This is a genomic window from Chelatococcus sp. KU-N122 (assembly GCF_055391085.1).
Genome location: NZ_AP043981.1, coordinates 4,788,508 through 4,807,505, shown reverse-complemented (window position 1 = coordinate 4,807,505; position 18,998 = coordinate 4,788,508). Strand labels below are relative to the sequence as shown.

General features: G+C 68.2%; 16 protein-coding genes and 1 tRNA gene. 6 read left to right on the top strand and 11 right to left on the bottom strand.

All coding sequences use genetic code 11. The annotated features are described in order from the left end of the window. Nucleotides 1–84: 84 nt before the first annotated feature. Nucleotides 85–945, top strand: a complete 861-nt coding sequence (locus ACZ5PO_RS21650; RefSeq protein WP_464183814.1) for a DMT family transporter — start codon at nt 85–87, stop codon at nt 943–945. A 44-nt stretch (nt 946–989) separates the two neighbouring features. Continuing rightward, nucleotides 990–1,592 carry a DUF1643 domain-containing protein gene (locus tag ACZ5PO_RS21645; RefSeq protein WP_464183813.1) on the top strand — a complete coding sequence of 201 codons (603 nt, stop codon included), beginning with the start codon at nt 990–992 and terminating at the stop codon, nt 1,590–1,592. A 45-nt stretch (nt 1,593–1,637) separates the two neighbouring features. Here ACZ5PO_RS21645 and ACZ5PO_RS21640 read toward each other — a convergent pair whose 3' ends face one another. The 4 genes from ACZ5PO_RS21640 to ACZ5PO_RS21625 form a co-directional block, all read right to left on the bottom strand. Further along, nucleotides 1,638–2,384, bottom strand: coding sequence for an FAD-binding oxidoreductase (locus ACZ5PO_RS21640; protein ID WP_464183812.1), 747 nt, complete (start codon nt 2,382–2,384; stop codon nt 1,638–1,640). Continuing rightward, complete coding sequence (locus tag ACZ5PO_RS21635; protein WP_464183811.1) at nt 2,377–2,982, bottom strand: sulfite oxidase-like oxidoreductase; 606 nt, start codon at nt 2,980–2,982, stop codon at nt 2,377–2,379. Before ACZ5PO_RS21635 ends, ACZ5PO_RS21640 begins: the two co-directional genes overlap by 8 nt. 96 nt (nt 2,983–3,078) lie before the next feature. Continuing rightward, nucleotides 3,079–3,618, bottom strand: a complete 540-nt coding sequence (msrA, locus tag ACZ5PO_RS21630; protein ID WP_464183809.1) for a peptide-methionine (S)-S-oxide reductase MsrA — start codon at nt 3,616–3,618, stop codon at nt 3,079–3,081. A 582-nt stretch (nt 3,619–4,200) separates the two neighbouring features. Continuing rightward, nucleotides 4,201–5,295: a helix-turn-helix transcriptional regulator gene (locus ACZ5PO_RS21625; protein WP_464183807.1), complete on the bottom strand. Its 1,095-nt coding sequence runs from the start codon at nt 5,293–5,295 to the stop codon at nt 4,201–4,203. A gap of 372 nt (nt 5,296–5,667) precedes the next feature. Between ACZ5PO_RS21625 and ACZ5PO_RS21620 the strand changes: the two genes are divergently transcribed. Next, the gene (locus tag ACZ5PO_RS21620) at nt 5,668–6,093 is read left to right on the top strand and encodes a hypothetical protein (protein ID WP_464183806.1); all 426 of its coding nucleotides are present in this window, start codon (nt 5,668–5,670) and stop codon (nt 6,091–6,093) included. A 328-nt stretch (nt 6,094–6,421) separates the two neighbouring features. Further along, nucleotides 6,422–7,774 carry an HlyD family type I secretion periplasmic adaptor subunit gene (locus tag ACZ5PO_RS21615; protein ID WP_464183805.1) on the top strand — a complete coding sequence of 451 codons (1,353 nt, stop codon included), beginning with the start codon at nt 6,422–6,424 and terminating at the stop codon, nt 7,772–7,774. A 1,044-nt stretch (nt 7,775–8,818) separates the two neighbouring features. Here the strand turns inward: ACZ5PO_RS21615 and ACZ5PO_RS21610 are convergent. Continuing rightward, the gene (locus tag ACZ5PO_RS21610) at nt 8,819–9,388 is read right to left on the bottom strand and encodes a DUF2147 domain-containing protein (RefSeq protein ID WP_464183803.1); all 570 of its coding nucleotides are present in this window, start codon (nt 9,386–9,388) and stop codon (nt 8,819–8,821) included. A gap of 664 nt (nt 9,389–10,052) precedes the next feature. Further along, nucleotides 10,053–10,126: transfer RNA gene (locus ACZ5PO_RS21605), tRNA-Gln, on the bottom strand. Between the two features lie 895 nt (nt 10,127–11,021). On the opposite strand from ACZ5PO_RS21605, the gene ACZ5PO_RS21600 reads away from it, so the two are divergent. After that, entirely contained in the window at nt 11,022–11,354 is a 333-nt protein-coding gene (locus ACZ5PO_RS21600) for a hypothetical protein (RefSeq protein WP_464183802.1), read from the top strand. A gap of 255 nt (nt 11,355–11,609) precedes the next feature. Beyond that, complete coding sequence (locus ACZ5PO_RS21595) at nt 11,610–12,230, top strand: BRCT domain-containing protein (RefSeq protein WP_464183801.1); 621 nt, start codon at nt 11,610–11,612, stop codon at nt 12,228–12,230. A gap of 135 nt (nt 12,231–12,365) precedes the next feature. Here ACZ5PO_RS21595 and ACZ5PO_RS21590 read toward each other — a convergent pair whose 3' ends face one another. From ACZ5PO_RS21590 to ACZ5PO_RS21570, 5 genes are all read right to left on the bottom strand, one after another. Next, nucleotides 12,366–13,571 carry an ABC transporter substrate-binding protein gene (locus tag ACZ5PO_RS21590; RefSeq protein ID WP_464183800.1) on the bottom strand — a complete coding sequence of 402 codons (1,206 nt, stop codon included), beginning with the start codon at nt 13,569–13,571 and terminating at the stop codon, nt 12,366–12,368. A gap of 206 nt (nt 13,572–13,777) precedes the next feature. Beyond that, nucleotides 13,778–14,689: an acyl-CoA dehydrogenase family protein gene (locus ACZ5PO_RS21585; RefSeq protein WP_464183799.1), complete on the bottom strand. Its 912-nt coding sequence runs from the start codon at nt 14,687–14,689 to the stop codon at nt 13,778–13,780. Between the two features lie 6 nt (nt 14,690–14,695). Further along, nucleotides 14,696–15,838, bottom strand: coding sequence for an acyl-CoA dehydrogenase family protein (locus ACZ5PO_RS21580; protein WP_464183798.1), 1,143 nt, complete (start codon nt 15,836–15,838; stop codon nt 14,696–14,698). A gap of 8 nt (nt 15,839–15,846) precedes the next feature. Beyond that, nucleotides 15,847–18,009: an acetate--CoA ligase family protein gene (locus ACZ5PO_RS21575; RefSeq protein ID WP_464183797.1), complete on the bottom strand. Its 2,163-nt coding sequence runs from the start codon at nt 18,007–18,009 to the stop codon at nt 15,847–15,849. Further along, entirely contained in the window at nt 18,006–18,833 is an 828-nt protein-coding gene (locus tag ACZ5PO_RS21570; protein ID WP_464183795.1) for an SDR family NAD(P)-dependent oxidoreductase, read from the bottom strand. The genes ACZ5PO_RS21575 and ACZ5PO_RS21570 overlap by 4 nt, the downstream gene beginning before the upstream one ends. Nucleotides 18,834–18,998: the final 165 nt, after the last annotated feature.

Genomic DNA, 18,998 nt, shown 5'->3' with positions numbered 1-18,998 from the left:
CTGTTTGGTCCCACCGTATGGGTGTGTCGCTGTCGTCGCAAGCCCTCGCACGCTATCGCCGCGCGACAGGCGACGGAGACCGGCATGCAGCGTACGACGGCAGGATGGGGCAGCGGCCTCCTCGGCGTCATCATCTTCAGCGGCTCGCTCCCGGCGACGCGGGTCGCGGTGGGCGGGTTCACGCCGCTGTTCCTCACCTCGGCCCGCGCCGTCATCGCGGCGCTGCTCGGCGCGGCTCTGCTCCTCGTGCTCCGTCAGCCGCGCCCGGAGAAGGGAGCGCTCCTGCCGCTCGCGGTGGTGGCGCTCGGGGTGGTGATCGGCTTCCCGCTGCTGACGGCCTTGGCGCTCCAGCACATCACCTCTGCCCGTTCGATCGTGTTCATCGGGCTCCTGCCGCTCGCGACGGCGATCTTCGGCGTCATCCGGGGCGGCGAGCGGCCGAAGCCGGCCTTCTGGCTCTTCTCGGTCGCCGGTGCCGCGTCGGTCGCGGGCTTCGCCCTGGCGAACAGCAGCGCGGCCTCGCTCGCCGGCGATCTCCTGATGGTCGCCGCCATCCTGCTCTGTGGCCTCGGCTATGCGGAGGGGGGCCGCCTCGCACGCCGCCTCGGCGGGTGGCAGGTGATCTCCTGGGCGCTCGTAGCGGCGCTCCCGGTCATGGCCGTGATCGCCGCCGCGACCCTGCCGGATGTCTGGACCGGGATCGGCGGGCCGGCCTGGCTCGGCCTCGCCTACGTCTCGGTGTTCAGCATGCTCGTCGGCTTCGTCTTCTGGTACAGAGGGCTGGCACTCGGCGGCATTGCCGGGGTCGGCCAGCTCCAGTTGCTCCAGCCCTTCTTGGGGCTGGCGCTTGCGGGCCTGCTCCTCGGCGAACCGGTCGCCTGGACGATGATCGCGGTGACCGGACTGATCGTCCTCTGCGTCGCCGGTGCGAAGCGCTTCGCCTGAGCGGCACGTCGAACGCGGGCCAGCGAGATGTCGTGGAGGCGGCCATGGGCGGAGATCGGCCCAGCTCCTTGCCCGAGATCCACGGCACCGCCGTCCTGTCGGCCTGCAGCGCATATCGCTGGTCGCTGACGCGCCGATGGGGCACGGGCGATCACGTCTGTTTCTGCGGCCTCAATCCGTCGACCGCCGACCACGAACGGGACGATCCCACCGTCCGCCGCTGGATGCGCTTCGCGAGCGCCTGGGGCTACGCCGGATTCGTTGCGGTCAACCTCTATCCGAAGCGCACGCCGATCGTCGCCGACTGCCGCGCCTGGATGCGTCGGCATGAGGAGGGGCCGCAGCGCCGATCCGCCCGGCGCGCCATGCGCACGAACCTGGACGTCATCGTCCGGGAGGCCGAGGCCGCCGCCCTCGTCGTCGCCTGCTGGGGCAGCGGGGCCTGGGACGCGCAATGGGTCGAGCACGTCGTCGGCCGGATTCGACGATGCCGGGCGTCCTCGTCTCGCCTGCACTGCCTCGGGCTCAATGCCTCCGGCGCCCCGGTGCACCCGATGGCGCGCGGCAGGTATCGCGTTCCCGACGATGCGCAGCCCGTGGTGTGGCGGATGTCGCCCATCCGGCGACCGGCTCGGGCCCACCCATAGGGGGAAGCCGATCGCCTCAGCTGCGGAGCGCGTGAGCGATTTGCGTCAAGCGCCGTAGCGCTCGGTGCGCACGAGGGATGCCGCCAGGCCGGCAGCGATGGCCCCATCCGCCGCCGCGTTCACGAACGCATTGGAGCCGCAGACGAACACGTGCTTCGCCGTCGCCGGCAGCCGGGCCGCGACCTCGGCCATCATGGCCGCGTCCACCCGCCGGCCGTAGTCGCCCGGGCGCCGCGGCGCGTCGCGGGTCAGCGTCATGACCAAGGTGAAGCCGGCGGAGGCGCGCTCCATGGCGAGCAACTCGTCGCGGTACAGGACGTCGTTCCAGCTGCGGGCCGACAGCAGCAGCAGCGCCGGGATGGCAGACGCCATCGCCTGCCGGTGGCGCAGCATCGCCATGAGCGGCACCACGCCCGAGCCGCCGCCGGCCAGCAGCAGCGGGCCGCCATCTGCCACGGACCAGACGAAGTGGCCGCCCAGCGGTCCCCGCAGCTCGATCTCGTCGCCGAGCGCCACCACGTCGTGGAAGAAGGGTGAGACCTCGCCGTCGTCGAACCGTTCGATCGCCACCTCGATGACGCCCGACGGATCGGGGGCGGATGCGATCGAATAGCTGCGCATCGCCCGATAGCCGTCGGGCGCCGTCAACCGCAGGTCGACGTGCTGGCCGGCCCGGTGGCGGAAGGGCCGAGCCGGTGCGAGCATGAAGCTGGTGATGCGCGGTGTACGCCCGACGATCTCGACCACCCGCGCCGACTGCCAGCCGCCTTCGGGGCCGGGGCGGTCAATCATCCTTGTAGCGCTGCTCGCGCCAGGGATCTCCGTAGCTGTGGTAACCGCGCAGCTCCCAGAATCCGTCCTCGTTCCGCGCCGTGAACTGAAGCCCGTTCACCCATTTGGCGGACTTCCAGAAGTAGAGGTGCGGGACGAGCAGCCGCGCCGGACCGCCGTGGTCGGGCTCCAGCGGCTGCCCCTCGTAGCGCAGAGCGACCATCGCCCTGCCCCCGGTGACGTCGGCAGCGGGCAGGTTGGTCGAGTAGCCGTCGTACGAATGGGCCAGCAAAAAGCCGGACGGCGGCTCGATCCCGGCCGCCGCCAGGATGTCATCGACCAGCACGCCTTCCCATGCGGTGTTCAGCTTGGACCACGTCGTCACGCAATGAATGTCCCGCGTCATCCTGGTGAGCGGCAGCGCGTTGAACTCGGCCCAGCTCCAGGTCCTGACAGGCTTGACGCCGTTCTTCAGGGAGAACGTCCAGCCATCGAGCGCGACCCGCGGCGTCGGGCCGGCCGAGAGCACGGGGAAATCCTCGACCAGATGCTGGCCCGGAGGGACGCGCCCCGCCAGCTCCGGGGCGGCCTGCCGGCCGGTAAAGCCGCGGGTGACCATGTCCAATGCTCCTGCTCGACCGGTCGACGGCGCGCCTCTCGATGGCGCCGCCGCTGTGGCGCGGACGGTCCCCGCCCTTTGTCGGGATCGATGCCGCTATCCCGCCGCGCTCGACTGCGCCGGGCTCCGCTCCGTCCGCACCGGCAGCTTCCAGCCCGGGCGGACGAAATGGCAGGTATAGCCGTGCGGGTAATGCTCCAGATAATCCTGGTGCTCGGGCTCGGCCTCCCAGAAGGGGCCGACGGCAGCGACTTCGGTCACCACCTTGCCCGGCCACAGGCCCGACGCGTCAACGTCGGCGATCGTGTCCTCGGCGATCCGCCTCTGCTCGTCGGTCGTATAGTAGATGGCCGAGCGGTAGCTCATGCCGATATCGTTGCCCTGGCGGTTGCGCGTGGTCGGATCGTGAATCTGGAAGAAGAACTCCAGCAGCGTGCGATACGACAGCTTCGCTGGATCGAAGATGATCTCGATGGCTTCCGCATGCGTGCCGTGATGGCGGTAGGTCGCGTCGGGTACATCACCCCCGGTATAGCCGACCCGGGTGGACACGACGCCCGGGTAGCGGCGGATCAGATCCTGCATGCCCCAGAAGCAGCCACCGGCCAGAACCGCGCGCTCGGTCGTTGTGGTCATGTCGTCACTCCCGTCTCGAACAGTCTGTGATTGCACCATGGCGCTCGCCGGAGCCCACGCCAACCCATGGAACACGGCCAGACAAAGGGGAGGCAAGGCGCAAGCCCGCCTCTCGATCGACCGGTCGCCCGGCCGTTGAGCCGCTCCCATATGTGGGTTTCACGCAGGCCGCATGCCAGAGCGCCCGGTGGTGCGCCCCGGCCGGACATCCGGCCGCGCCCGACCCGGCAGCTCTCCGCATCGTGAAGTCCGACCACCAATAGGTGATTGGCGCCGGGAAGAATAGCCAAGGTAGCATTCCGTAGGTCAAGGTGTAGCCGCTGCGCTCGCTGGGAGGACAGCATGGAGAAAAGTCAGCCGGCTCGACGGCTGGACGCACGGGGTCGTTGTTGTGGGCGGGTGCCGATTCCTTACGCCCGGCCGCTCCGGTTGTTCTGCGTGCGGTGCTGCGCCGAGTTTGACGCGAACGGCGTGCAGCGATCGAACTGGGCATGGTCGCAGACGGACGGCGGCCTGTTCACACGGAGCGAATCGCTCCGCGCCTGAGCACCCAGGTCGATGGGCGAGCTCATCGGCGTTTGGTCACTCGGACGGCAGCCCGAGCCGCAGCAGCAGAGCGACCAGCTCGGCCTGCCTGTTGGTTCCGGTCTTCAAGAACACCGACTTGAGCAGCGACCGCGTCGTCTCGCGCCTGACGCCGAGCTTTGCCGCCAGCGTCTCGAGACTGTCTCCCGAGGACAGCATCGCCGCCAGTCTGGCCTCCGAAGGGGTCAACCGAAACAACTTCCGCAGATGGGTAGCCGAGGTGCGGCCGCTCTGCTCCGGGTCGGTGAGCACGACGACGGCGCGGCACGCGGCGAAGGGATTGCGGCTGAGGCTGGCCAGTCGCACACCGTGGGCGATGAGCGGACGCTTGGCTTCCCGGCGCAGCGTCACCGGCAAGGCAAGCGCATGCCCGCCCCGAACCAGGCCGTGCAGGGCCCTGTCGAGAGCTGCGGTGTCGTCGCGATGGGCGCCCGTCAGCCGATTCTGCCGCACCTGAGCCACCCCTTGCGCCAGGTACCGCTCTGCCGTTCGGTTCGCGCGAACCACTTCCCCTTGCCAGCCGATCAGGACCATGGCGTGGCCGCTCGTATCGAAGGCTTGCTCCACCGCCTCCGCCTGCGCCAGCCCCAGGGCGCGTGCCAGCACCGCCGAGCTCGACAATCGCGGCGACAGCTCGCCGAGCGCCGCCAGCTGCTCGCGCGAATAGGGCCCCTCGGCCGCCGCACGATTGATCCGCAGGCACCACAGCTCGCCGCCGCTCGCGACTTTCAACCCCGCAAACCAGCGCAGATCATAGCGCGCCAGAAACTCCTGGTAGTAGGGATGCCTCGCCATCAGCTCGGTCGACATGAAGTCGAGATCCGTCGCGACGCCGCGCCGGGCGATGAGCGGACCTGCCCGGTAGCGCTCGTCCCGCTCCGCCCATCCCTCCTTGACGTAGGCGTCCGTGGCCTCATGCAGCGACGGGCTGCTGAAGATCTGGGGGAGCGGGCTGTTCAGGCCGAGGAGCGATGCGCCGCGCGATCCGACTGCCTCGCCTGCGACTTGCAGGGCCGAGCTCCAGCGATTCGCGTTCAGCGCCGCTTCGGCGAACGCCGCTGCGATACGCTCAAGATCCCACTTTGATGTCACGTTGCGGCTTCAGAATGATGTAGCAGGCCCTTCGCCCTATTGACGTGGTCTCCGTTTTGGAGGTCGTGTGAATGTCGGAGCTCCTCTGCCTACGCGACGCGATCCAAAAATAATCGGAACGAGGCCCCGCGCACCCCCCAAACGGGTGATGCGTCGGACTTCTATCATCTGCGATTGTACCGTTAGAGCAACCGTTCCAAGGCAGCACCCCGCGTGGCCACGGCGAAGCGGGTGTTGCTGGATGGGAACGCGCATGCGGAAGCCGCCTGAGACGATCACCGCGTGGCCAAGGCGCATCGCGGAAACGTGAGCAACCGTGGCACGGCGACGGGCGATGGCGGACGCCATACGGTCCTGATCGAGGACAGACCGTTGCTCCGTGCACGGGCGACGGCATCGCTCCAAGCCATGGCGCCGCATCGCAGCTTTCGCGCCTTCGCAAGCATAGCTGCCTGGGTCAGGGCGCTCGCGGCCGAGGAGACCGCCGTGCTGATCCTGTCGGTCAGGTCGACGCCCGACGCCGTGTCGAGCAGCTTGAGGCTGGCGCTGGATCGTCCGCAGCCGCCGCCGGTCGCCATCATGGCGGACTACGATGGGGCCGCGCTGGTCAGCCACGCGATGAGCTGCGGCGCACGGGCCTTCCTGTCGCCGGGCATGGCCACCGAGACGATCGTCAAAGTGCTGGATATCGTGGCCGCGGGAGGAACGTTCGTCCCGGTCGAGACCGCCGGCGCCGAGGCCGCCGCAGCCGGGCCGCGCTCGGAGATCGATGGCGCTCCCGCTGGTCCGCGGCAGTAGCGACATCCACGGCCCAGAAGCCGGGTCTCGCCCTCTTGCCTGGGGCCAGCCCTTGCTCCGGGGCCAGCTCGTGGTCCACGTGTGGCCATGATCGCCCGCTAGCCCATCCCTGCATGCCAGAGCTCTGCCGCTGCGCTCTCCACGGATCGCGGGCCGTGCTAGGAATGCGTGCAGCGCGTCCGGCGATGTTCGCCGGCTCGTCTGGACCTTTGGGGGCTGAACCCATGACGAACGGCTGGCCACGCAGGGCATTCGGGAGGCATCCCGGGCCAGCGGCATGGCCAGCTCTCACGGTGGGGACGACGCTGCAAACAGCGGAGAGGGCGCCATGCCGCGCAAACTGAAGACGGACGACATCATCCGCAACTTTCAGTCGGAGACTGACCGGATCATCAACCGGGGCGCGCCGCGGATGTCCGGCTACGTCGTCTGGGCGGTCTCCCTCCTGCTCGTGGGTGGGGTCGCCATATCGACGGTGGTCAACTTCGACCGCGACATCGAGAGCAACAACGGCAAGATCGTCCCGACGGAAAGCGTCAAGACCGTCCAGGCGCTCGACGCGTCGATCATTAAGACCGTGGCCGTTCACGAGGGGGACCGGGTCGCCAAGGGCCAGTTGCTGGCCACCCTCGATCCCACGTTCGCCGCCGCGGACGCTGGCCAGCTCGAGCTGCAGATCGCCTCGCTCGATGCCCAAATCGTCCGGGCCGAAGCCGAACGCTACGGCGAAGCGCCGAAATTTCCTGCCAAGCCTTCGACGGCGATGGCCCCTTACGTCGTCCTCCAAGCCGGCCTCAACAAGCAGCGCGCAGCCCAATACGACGCCCAGCTGAGGAGCTATAATGAGAAGATCAACCAGTCTCAGATGACCGTGCAGCGCTTGGAGGGCGACCAGGTTCGCTACAAGGAACGCGACAAGGTGCTGAAGCAGATCGAGGACATGCGGGCAACGCTCGTCGAGAAGCAGGCGGGCAGCCTGCTCAATCTGCTCTCCGCCTCGGACCAGCGGGTCGAGCTGCTGCGCACGATGGAAAACGATCAGCAGCAGCTGGCCGAAGAGCGCCATTCCCTGGCGGCCACGACGGCCGACCGCGATGCCTTCGTCCAGCAGTGGCAGGCCCAGCTCAGCCAGGAGATCGTCACGGCGCGCAACTCGCGTGACACGGCGCTGGCGCAGCTGTCCAAGGCCAACCGCATGAAGGAGCTCGTCGAAATCCGCGCGCCCGAAGATGCGGTGGTGCTGAGCGAATCCCAGCTCTCGGTCGGGTCGGTGCTGAAGGAAGGCGACATGCTGATGACGCTGGCGCCGCTCGGCGGCCCCGTCGAGGTCGAGATGGAAATCGGTTCATCCGACGTCGGCTATATCAGGCCCGGCGACCCCTGCACGATCAAGATCGACAGTTACGATTCCGTCTCCCATGGCCAGGCCGAAGGAGAGCTGGAGTGGATCAGTGAGGGCTCGTTCACGAAGGAAGACGACGGCAAGGATGTCGCTCCCTTCTACAAGGCGCGCGCCAAGATCACAAAGATGGATTTCCACGATACGCCCGACGCGTTCCGCCTCATACCGGGCATGACCATCGCCGCCGATGTCCACATCGGCACCCGTACGCTGTTCCGCTACCTCGTCGACGGCTTGAGCCGCGGCTCGACCAACGGGCCGATGCGCGACAACTCATAGGTCATTCATGGGCCATGGGCCGCCGCGGCGCGCGCCCCTCCGCGGCGAGCGGGCGCCTGACCGCCTCTGCGCCGCCGTCACGGGAGCGTTGGAACAATCCGCCATGATATAAGTCTGATTCGATGTGGATCCGAACGGCCACAGCCGATGGGTGTGGCCAGTGTCAAAACGATGGGGATATTATGCTGCGCTTGTGTTCCGCTTTTGCCCTAGCCCTTACGTTGGGCGTGAGTTTTGCACCTGAAGAGGCCTGGGCCGGGCGTCGCACGGGCACGTGGAAATATGCTCCTGGACCTTACTATGGACCGCGGCCTCACTATGGTCCGCGGCCGGGCTATGGCTACGGCTACGGCCAGCGTCCCCGCCCTTACGGCTATGGCTACGGACGCCCCTACGGCCGCCCGCCCGGCGCGCCCCGACCGCGCCCTGGCTGGGGCTACTGAGCCGCGCGCGCTGGATGCGCGTCGTCGCTAAGCTGATCGAAGGCGGCGGCATCAGCCGCCGCCGGGGCGTCGGCACGATGACACATGATGGTCTTGAGCCGCTTCGCTCTCCCGCGCCCGACTGGGGCTCGAACGCCTGAAGGCGGCGCGGCTGCGCTCGCCGTACAGACATGTCGGAGCTGGACGATGGCGTCGGGCTGAGGCGGAGCGGGGCGCCGGCCTATCCCAGCAGCCGGTAGCAGATGGTGATGTACAGCGCCGTCGTGCCGCCCGCGAGTCCGATGATCAGCGCCAAGTTCTTGAGACGGTCGATCATTGTCGATGCCCCCATAACTTCCGTTACGATAGCGGGGTGTGGCGAGGGCCTCAACTGACCATAGGTCGTGGGACGGAGATCATCCGCCTGAGACCATCGAATTGACCAGGAATACGCAGACCGTACACGTCAGCAGCGCGGCGGCTGCCGTCAACAACACCCAAACTGTCCTGTCCGACACACACTCGCCCCTGCACACTCCACTCGGCGGCCATGGTGCCGACGCGCGGCGCGACGTTCAATATGACCGAATGAGGTAGGTCGTTCAGGGTTGCGGGCACCACACTAGCGTGCTGGCCGCGCCAGCGTCTCGTCGGCGAGCGCGGGCTTGCCGGTTGCCACGGCGGCGGCTTTGCAAACGTCCTTCGCACTTCCAAATGGCGCGGCCTTCGGCCTGCTGCCTGCCGTCGCGTCTGGCTTGGCCATCATTGGAACGCGTGTCCAGGTCTCGCCGCCGCACAGAAGTCCGAGCACGCACCCCTCCACCCGCAGATGATCCGCTGCCGCCAAGCTGATGTTCGCGGCGTACGTCTTGCCATTCATCGCGTTGTAGATGTCGCCCTCCCACCGGTTTGATGCCGCCTGCTTCATCCCGAGCAGGACCGGCATGCCCAGCGTCGGCCGCGACCGACGCGCCGGATCCGGATTGCGCTTGTCCGACGTACCCGGCTCCTTCTCCCAAGAAATCAGGCCCCATATTTCGCCAGCGCACTTCTCGATGCGGACTTTGGCCTCGCCGCCCTCAACCATCCATTCGCCGGTGGGCTCGGCCGCGCCCGCTGGACCGGCACGCGCCAACAATCCCACCAAGGCGGCGAGGACGATGGTCGGGGGCGCAGGTCGAATGCCGAGCATGAGATCACCTCAAGCGCGATCAGCCGCTGTTCGCCGTGGCCACGCCAGACGGAGGCCACCGCGCCGAGCGCGCCAGGGCCTAATTCACCGCGTCACGGCGGCTTCGGCAAGTGGATGCCTCGGCCGGAGCCGACAACAATGTGCCGGCCAGCGCTGTCCGCGGATTGGCGCCGGCCCGTCGCGGTCGGGAGCATTGCCCGACCAGACGAGCTCGCCCGAGCTGACAAGAGCGCTCCAACTCATTGAATTCGCATCGATTCCTGCCGGTGAACCCGCTGGTCATGGCACATATGCCGGCGCAACCCAGGGCAAGGACGATAAGCCCCGCGGCGCCGGCAACCAGCCAAGCGATCGAGGGCCGGACCTTGCTTCCGGGCAAGAGCACCGCCTGAGGCGGACGGCAAATCACCGGCAGCACAGCAGGTCGCGCGGCACGGGGTGCGGCAGCACCGGAATGATAACGAGCTGCTTCGTGGCCCAAAGGATCGCCTGCGTGCAGCCGTGCCACAAGCCGCCTGGAATCATGTCAAGGCGAACGGAGGCGCCGACAGCTGTAACCCATTGAAATCACGGAAAACGCGTTGCAGCCGCCTGCAACACGAAAACGCCCCCGATTGCGATCGGAGGCGTTGCGTAACCATATGAAATCATTGGAATTTCAGGCTGGCTGGGGGACCTGGATTCGAACCAAGACTAACGGAGTCAGAGTCCGCTGTTCTACCGTTAAACTATCCCCCACCGAAGCCCCTGAAAACATTAGCCTTTTTTTGGAGATATCCTCCAGTTTCGGGCCAGTGCTTTCCAAATCGCCGCGGCGAAGGCGGCTCTATAGCGCCATCCGTGTTCCCGGTCTACCCCTGTGACGCGATAATCTCGAACCGTCGGCCGCCGGCCTCGATCTGGTCGCGGAACCGCATGCAGCGCTCGACCGTGGCGCGCGACATCCCGACATCGCCGGCGATGCTGCTCGACCTCAAAGCCTTCGCAGCCGGACGCCGGCACCCGCAGCCCGCGGATCGTCGGACCGGCGGCTTCCTCGGCGTCGACCTCCCACTCGAACGGCCTCGCCTGGTGCGTCAGACAGGCTCGCCCCGCCGCGCAGAACGAAGCCCATGCTTGGGCGATGGCAATCAGCCTATAGGCCCGGCGCCTTGACACGTACCGCCGGCTGCGGGCATTTAGTCGGACACGCTGGCTCCCAATTTTCCGGATAAAACCGCCGAGACGGGAGGGTATAGTTGCTCAAGATCTACTATATGGCCGCGGCCCTGGGCGTAGCGGCCTTTCTCTATATCTTTTTTGTCTACGTGATGGGACAGACCAACATTCAAGACGAAGACGATTGATAACAGCGCCTCGACGATCGCGGCCACGAACAGACCGAGCGCACCGGCTCTCTTGTGTTCGCGGTCAAGGATCGTTGGCAGTCCCCGGTCGGCCGTGGCGACTGGCAGCCCAAACCCGGCCCGGCGAGCCGCAGCGGGCCGTGCACAAGGGCGGGCGCGGCGCCTCCTGATGAGGCCGCCCTCCCCGCTGGCTGATCGAGAGCCCGCCGTCTAGTGCTTGCTCCGGCTTCGCCGCGCACTCACGTCAAATGCTCCCGCGGTGTCGCGGGCGTCGCCGGGGACGCATGATGAAGTGGATCGCCGTCGCCATCCTGATCCTCGCCGGACCAGCGACGGCAGCTTCGCAAAGCGACGACGAGTCGATGCCTCGGACCGACGTGGAACGAAACTGCAGCCACAGGACCGAGTGCATTCTTGCCGAGCAGCGGGCGTACAATCGCGTCAAGGAGATCTGGGGCCGCGTCAACGGCTACTCGCAGTTTGTATGCCGTATGAGCCATATCGGCTTCGGGGCTTCGCCAACGTTCTATCGCGGCATGGTGCCCTGTCTGGAGAACGCGCTGTTCAACCAGGAAGGGTTTGAAGGCCGCAAAGCAAAGGCGCAGGGCTTTCGTGAGTAGCGCCAGCCCGAGGATGCGGACAACGCGGCTATCGCTCATGTCGGCTTACGGGACGCTCGCCGCGGAGGCCAACGGACGGCTCGACGGCGCCGGATCGGATGGGTCCATCCAATGGCGAAATGCTCTAGCGGCCTTGGCCGCCGTCCCTGACGGGCCCAGCCAACCGGGCCACCTGATCGCCGGCGGCCACAACCTGTCGGCCGCGCTCGACTAACCCCGCTCCTCGTGATTGGATTATGCAGGGAGGATCAGGAGATGTCCGAAACAACGATACGCAACCTGTACAATAGGGCCAGGCTCCGGGACCGGCAGATCAACGAGCTGGTCGGGCTGGCCCATGGGCTCACGGCCGACGGCACGGTCAACCAGGCTGAAGCCGAATACCTGTTGAAGTGGCTGGCGGCCAACGCCGGCACCGCCGAGAACCCCGTCATTCGACTGCTGTACGAACGCGTCGGGCAGATCCTCGCCGACGATGTGCTCGACGAGGACGAAGCGGCGGAGCTGCTCGATACGCTGACCCGCTTTTGCGCCGGGGATTTCGAGCTCGGCGAAGCACGGACGGCATCGACGCTGTCGCTCTGCGACCCAGCTCCCGCCATCCGCTTCGCCGGGATGACCTATTGCCTGACGGGCACGTTCGCCTTCGGCAGCCGCCGCGAGTGCGAGGAGGCCGTGATCGAAGCCGGCGGCTTCTGCGGCGGCCTCACCCAGCAGACCAACTATCTGGTGATCGGCACATACGCCACCGGCAGCTGGGCACACTCGTCCTACGGCCGCAGGATCGAGAAGGCCGTCGCGATGCGCAGCGCCGGCGTTCCCATATCGATCGTCCATGAGCCGCATTGGGCAGCCCACGTGCGCGCTCATCCCTAGAGCATGTCTACCCGATCAGATGGACGCATCTGATCGGGTAGACATGCTCCGAGTCTTTCTCCAAGTCCTTTCATCTGGAGCGCTTCTCTCTGGTCGGGTGGTTCCACCCGATCAGAGAGCGCTCTAGCGGCCGGCCTATTCGGTGATCACGTCACCGAAGACCACCCAGCTCTTGCCCTCGAAGCGCTGCAGCCGCAGCGCGTGATAGGCATTAGCGTCGTCCGGCGTCGTCTTGAGGCTGATGCCGGGCAGCAGCATGGGAAACGTCGTCTCGTCGATGCTGGTCACCATCTTCATGAGGTTTTCCCGCGTGAGATTGTCCCCGGCGCGTTCGAGTATCTTGTGCATCAGCATGGCCGTGGTGTAGCCGACGACCGCGCCGTATTGGGAAATCTTACTCTCAAGACCGGATTCCTCCATGAACCGGATGAAATCCTTCATGGCCGGATCATCCTTCCAGAGCGGATCGGCCGGCGTCTTCATCACCACTGCAGTGATCAGCCCCTGGGACGCCTCGAGCCCAGCCGGCTCCAGCACGGCGCCGATGGAGCTGGCGCCGCTGCCGATCAGGAAAAGCGGCTTCCAGCCGAGCTCATGGGCCCGTCTGATGGCCTGGGCGGCGAACTTGGGCGTGGCGGCCAGGAAGAACGTATCCGCGCCGGCTCCCTTCAGCTTGAGCATCTGCGAGTCGACGGTCGCATCGGCCGTTTCATAGCTCGCCTCGGCGACGAGCTGGGTCTTCGCCCGGTCGCCGAGCCCCTCCTTGAAGCCCTTGACGTAATCACGCCCGTAGTCGTCGTTCTGCGACAGGACGGCAATCTTCGCATCTGGCTTGGTGGCCAGTGCGTATTTCGCCAGGGCGCGGCCCTCCATCGCATAAGGAGGGTAGAACGCCATCGTCCAGGGATAAGTCTTGATGTCGTTCCACCGGGCAGCCCCCGTGTTGAGCAGGATCTGCGGCACCTTCTTGCTGTTCAAATATTTGTGGATCGCCGTATTCGTTGCGGTGCCATTCGAGGAGAATATGGCGAGAACCTCGTCGTCTTCGACGAGCTTGCGGGTCTGCTCGACGGTCTTGGGCGGGCTGTAGCCATCGTCGAGCGAAATCAGATTGACCTTGCGCCCGTTGACGCCGCCCCGCTCGTTCAGCCGCTTGAAATAGGCGAGCTCGGTGATGCCCTGGAGGCTATAGGCGGAGGCCGGCCCGCTATAGGGCATCGTCTGGCCGAGCTTGATCTCGGTGTCGGTGACGCCGGGGCCGTACTGCTTCTCCGAAGCCGAGCCGTCGACAGTCGACAACGCAAGGATCGAGGCCACGATCGCGGCAGAGCGAGTGGTCATATCTGTATCCCTCCTGGTAGCGGGGCACTCAAGTCGCGACCCGCATCTGGTTCTTTTCGGTCTTGCATCCACGAGATGCGCGAGGCGGACGACAACGTCCTCGCGGCCTTTCGCGATCCATGCTCAGCGCTCCGACAGGGGGCCTATCGCTTCAGATGCGGCCCGGACTGCGCCCGCTGCGACCAGGCGCTGCGGCGCTCGTCCCCTCACGTCCACGCTGCATCTGCCAGGTCGCGATAGTGGCGCGCCGCGCCGCCCAGGTCGGACTTCAGCAGCTTGGCGCGGTAGGTCCAGCGATGGAGCGGGTGCTCCAGGGTCAGGCCCATCGCGCCCATGAACTGGTGCAGGTCATAGGTGACGGTCTCCACGGCATCCTGCGCATAGGCCGCGGCCATCCGCGCGTCCGCGTCGGTTCCGCTGCCGGCCTTCAGCGCCAGCCATGTGGCGGCGGTGATCCGGGCGGAGCAGGCTGCGAGCCGGTGCTGCACGGCCTGGAATGCGCCGAGGGGGCGGCCGAACTGGCGACGGTCGCTCACATGCGCGACGACGCTGTCGACTCCCCCTTGCAGCAGACCGGTGATTTCCGCCGCCACCGCCAGCGAAGCCAGGCGCCGGGCGAGCGCCGGATCGGCACAGGGCGTCGCCCGGGCCACGCAGTCTTCGGGCGCCCGCAGGCGGCCGGAGGGATAGGCGAAGTAGCCCTCGACGATCTCCACGTCGTCTGCGGCGATGGCGCACCACGAGGCGCCGGTCTCGGACAGGAACAGCACGGCGCGCGCCACCGGCAGGAACCGCACGGCCCTGGTCGCATCGCCGTGCAGCACGGCGAGCGGCCGCGGCGCGTCGGGGCAGACGAGCGGACGGATGACCGCGGAGGCCGCCACTTCGACGATCGAGGACTTGCGGCAGACATCCTGGACGACGAGGACGCCCGTCGCCGGGCCGAACTCGTCGAAGCCGGCCGCGTCGAGCACGCCGCTCGCCTCCAGCTCCGCATCCAGCTTCGCGTCGAACGACGACCTGGCGCCATCCGGCAGCCACTGGCCGGCGGCCCGGGAGAGAACGGCCGACACGGTCGAGAGCAGCGCAGCCTGATCGTCCGTCTGGTCAAGCAACATGGCGGCTCAGCTCCTCGGAAGGTCGAGATGATCACTGGCGACGATGCCAAGCTGGATCTCGGTCGCGCCGGACGCGATCCCGGCGGCGATCGCCCGTTCGTGGTGGGGCTTCAGCAGGGGAATACTGTCGTCGGCGAAGGCGTCCGGCAGGAAATCGACGGCGAAATTCGCGACCGCATGGTCGGCCGCCGCGACCGCGACGCGCGCCAGGCTCGAATCGGCGTTCGGCGGCAGGCCCCGGGCGCGCTGGTCGACCACGCGGTAGACGAGCATGCGGGCCGCCTCGCAGGCTGCCAACGCCTGGCCCGCCCGATGCCGGACGATGTCGTCACGCCAGGAGCCGTCGGCCTTGAGCCGCTCGACCATGGACGCGAGGGCGCGCGCCGACAGCTCGTAGCGCGCGATGCCGACCCGTTCGTTGGCGAGGGCGTAGGTGATCAGCGACCAGGCCTTGCCCTCCTCGCCCAGCATGGCGGAAGCGGGGATGCGGACGTCCTGGAAGAACACCTCGTGCAGGTCGCCATTGCCCACCAGGCTTGGAATGGGCCGCACCGTGATGCCCGGTGTGGCCATGGAGATCAGGAAGATGCAGATGCCGTCCTTGCGGTGTCCGCTCGTCCTCGCCAGCAGGAAGCAGTGGTCGGCGAGGCCCGCGTAGGAGGTCCAGACCTTCGAGCCGTTGATGATGTAGTCGTCGCCGTCGCGCTCGGCACGCGTGCGCAGCGAGGCGAGATCGGAGCCGGCGGACGGCTCCGAGAAGCCCTGGCACCAGATGGCGCGCCCCGACGTGATGTCGGGGATGTAGCGCTCCTGCTGCTCCGGTGTGCCGAAGCGGAGGATGGTCGGGCCGATCCAGTTGACGTTCATGTACTGCGGGCCGCGCGGCTCGCCCGCCGCCCACATCTCCTCGCCGAGGATGAAATGCTCCCATACGGAGCCGCCGCGGCCCCCGTGCTCCTGCGGCCAATGCGGCACGAGCAGCCCGGCCGCGGCCAGCTTGGCGCAAAACCCGAACGAGAACTCCGTCTGCGCCTTCGATCCGGGGCCGTGGCGGGCGATCGCCGCCCAGTCGGGCGGCAGCTCGCGCGCGAGGAAATCGACGACCTCGGCCCGGAAGGCCTTGTCGCGCGCTGTCCACTCAAAGTTCATCTTGCCACTCAAAGTTCATCTTCGTCATCCGCTGGGCGTGATGGGAGCTGGGGCCTGAGCACGGCTAGGCCGTCGACCGCGGTGATCGTGTCACCGCGGCAGATCAGCGGGTTGACGTCGAGCTCGAGCAGGCGATGGCGGTGGTCGAAGGCCAGCCGGGAGATGCGGCTCACGGCCCTGGCGAGGGCCAGGCGATCCACCGGCGGTGATCCGCGAAAGCCGTCGAGGACGGCGGCGCCGCGCAGCCGCCCCAGGAGGGCGAGCGCCTCGGCCTCGTCGACGGGGGCCATGGCGGTCACCGTGTCGCGCAGCAGCTCTGCAAAGATGCCGCCCAGCCCCACCACCATGATCGGCCCGAACGCGGCGTCGTTGGTAATGCCGACGATGATCTCCACGCCGGGCGGCACCATCTCCTGCACGATGGCGCCGTTGAGCGCTGCGCCCGGCACGGCGCGGGCGCAGGCGGCCATGACCGTCCGATAGGCCTCGCGCGCCGCCGCTCCTCCCGCGACGCCGAGCACCACCCCGCCCGCCTCGGTCTTGTGCGGGATGTCGGGGCTGTCGATCTTGACGACCACCTGGCCGCCGATCGCCTCGGCCGCGCGCGCCGCCGCCTCCGGATCCGCCACCCGGATGTCGCGGGAGGTGGCGATGCCGTAGGCCGCCAGCAGCTCCTTGGTCTCCGTCTCGCCGAGCGGGCCGCCCGCGGCCGGCAGCCGTGCGGCCGCCCGGCCGTCGTTCTCCGCGCTTGGCGGCGCCGGCAGCCGCGGGCGTGCGGCGCGCGCGTTCCAGGCGGCCAGCGTCGCGAAGCACCGGTCCATCGAGCGGAACATGGCGATGTGCGGATCCGCCTCGATCTCCGCGGAGCCGGGGCCTTCGAGGTATTGCGTCAGCCATACGGCGCAGATCGGCTTGCCGTGGCGCCGGGCAATCTCGCTGAGGTGCGGCAGGCGCTCCGTCGCGGGCGCATAGGCATAGGTGCAGCCGTAGACGAGTGCGCCGTAGCCGGGATCGGACAGCAGGGCGTCGGCGCAGTCCATCAGCGAGGCCGAGTCCGAAATGACCTGAGCGGTGACGTCACAGGGATTGCGCGCCGCCCCGAAGGCCGGGATGCGCGCCTCGAGCACCGCCCGGACCCTGGCCTCGGGCTGCGGCAGCGGCACGCCGTGCTGCTCGGCGCAGTCCGCGCCCATGATCGCGGCGCCGCCGGAGCCGGCGAGGACGGCGGCGCCCGGCGCCTGCGGCTGGCCCGCCTTGGCGAAGAAGGCGGCCGTCTCGACGAGATCCTCGAAGCGGTCCACGACGATCGCTCCACCCCGCTCGAACAGGGCGCGCCACGACGCGTTCGCGCCGGCGAGCGACCCGGTGTGCGACATGGCGGCGGCAGCCCCGGTCTCGCCGGTGGCGAGCTTGAAGACGATGAGCGGCTTGCCGCGCTCCCAGGCCAGGTGCGCCGCCGCCAGCATGCGCAGCGGCGCCGATCCGCCTTCGAAGACGCAGGCGATGACGGCGCAGGCCGGATCCTCCGCCAGGGCCGCGACCCAGTCGGCCACGTCCACGTCGCCGGAGTTGCCGCTGGTGAGCACATGGCTCACCGCCACGCCGCGCTCGAGCGCCTGTACCAGGGCGAAGCCGAGGGCGCCGGACTGGCTGACCAGCCCGACGGCGCGCGGCCCCGGCGAGCTGCCCTTCGGCACCGCCGCAAAGGTGATGCGGGCCCCGCTCGTATAGTTCAGCAGGCCGACGCAGTTGGGGCCGAGCAGGCGGATGCCGGCATCGGTCGCGCGCTGTGCCAGGCGCTGCTGGCGCGCCACCGCCTCCGCGGTGCCGAGCTCGGCGAAGCCCGAGGCATAGAGGATGACGCTCGGCACGCCGGCTGCGATGCAGGCCTCGATGATCGGCTCGACGCTCGCCGCCGGAGTGGTGACGACGGCCACGTCCGGAACCTGCGGCAAGGCGCCCAGGCCGGCGTAGCAGGGCGTATCGCCGATGCGGTCGTATTTGTCGTTCACCAGGAACACCTGGCCGCGGTAGCCCGCCAGGTTGGCGGCCGTTCGCGCCCCGAACGAATCCGGCCGCGGCGAGGCCCCGACGATGGCGATGCTGGCGGGATCGTAGAGCCGCCGCAGGTCCGCCCGGCGATAGGGGCGCAGGCGCTCGGCGGCGCTCATCGCGGCAGCGCCGCGCCGCCCGCGGCCTCGCGGCGGGCCTTGGCGACCTTGTGCAGGTAGGCCATGTAGCCGATCGGGATGCGGCTGCCGCCGTGCACCTGGATCACCGTCCCGGAGACCCACGCCGACTCGTCCGCGGCCAGATAGACGCAGAGCGGCCCCACATCCGCCGGCGTGCCCAGCCGGCCGAGGGGCACCGTGTCGATCTGCTTCTGGGCCCGCTCGCCGGACATGAGGTCGGCGAACTCCTCGGTCATCACCACGCCGGGCGCGATCGCATTCACGCGGATGCCCATGTGGCCCCACTCGACCGCCATGGTCGTGGTGAGGTTTTCTACGCCCGCTTTGGCCGCCCCGTACTGGCCGGTCATCGGGTTGGGGTGCGAGCCGGATCGCGACGAGATGTTGATGATCGAGCCGCCATCGGTCATGGCGCGCGCCGCGGCCTGGGCGGCGAAAAAAGTCCACTTCAGATTGAGGTCGACGACGTTGTCCCACTGAGACTCCGTCAGCTCGAGCAGCGGCCCCACATCGTCCGACGAGGCGCTGCCGGCGTTGTTGACCCACGTGTCCAGGCGGCCGAACGCGGCGAGCGCGCGATCGGCGACAGCCTGCGCGGCACCCGGCTCGGTGATGTCCGAGGCAAGGGCGAGCGCGCGGCCGCCCCGGGCGCCGATGGCGGCGGCCGTCGCCTCCAGCGGAGCCAGGGTCCGCCCGGCGCAGATCACGGCGGCCCCGGCCTCGGCCAGGGCCAGGCTGATGCCCTTGCCGATGCCACGCCCCCCGCCGGTCACGACCGCGACCTTCCCCGCCAAAGAGAACATGCTTCCTCCCCGCCCGACGCCACTCCATTTCGGTGGCTAGCTGACCAGCTACCAAAAATAATCGGTATCGACAAGCGCTTGATCCGCTGCAGGCGATGGCATCGAATGGGGCCTCGTCCGATGTGCGGCCGGCGAGCCGACCACCGCGGCACGGCGCGGCGACGG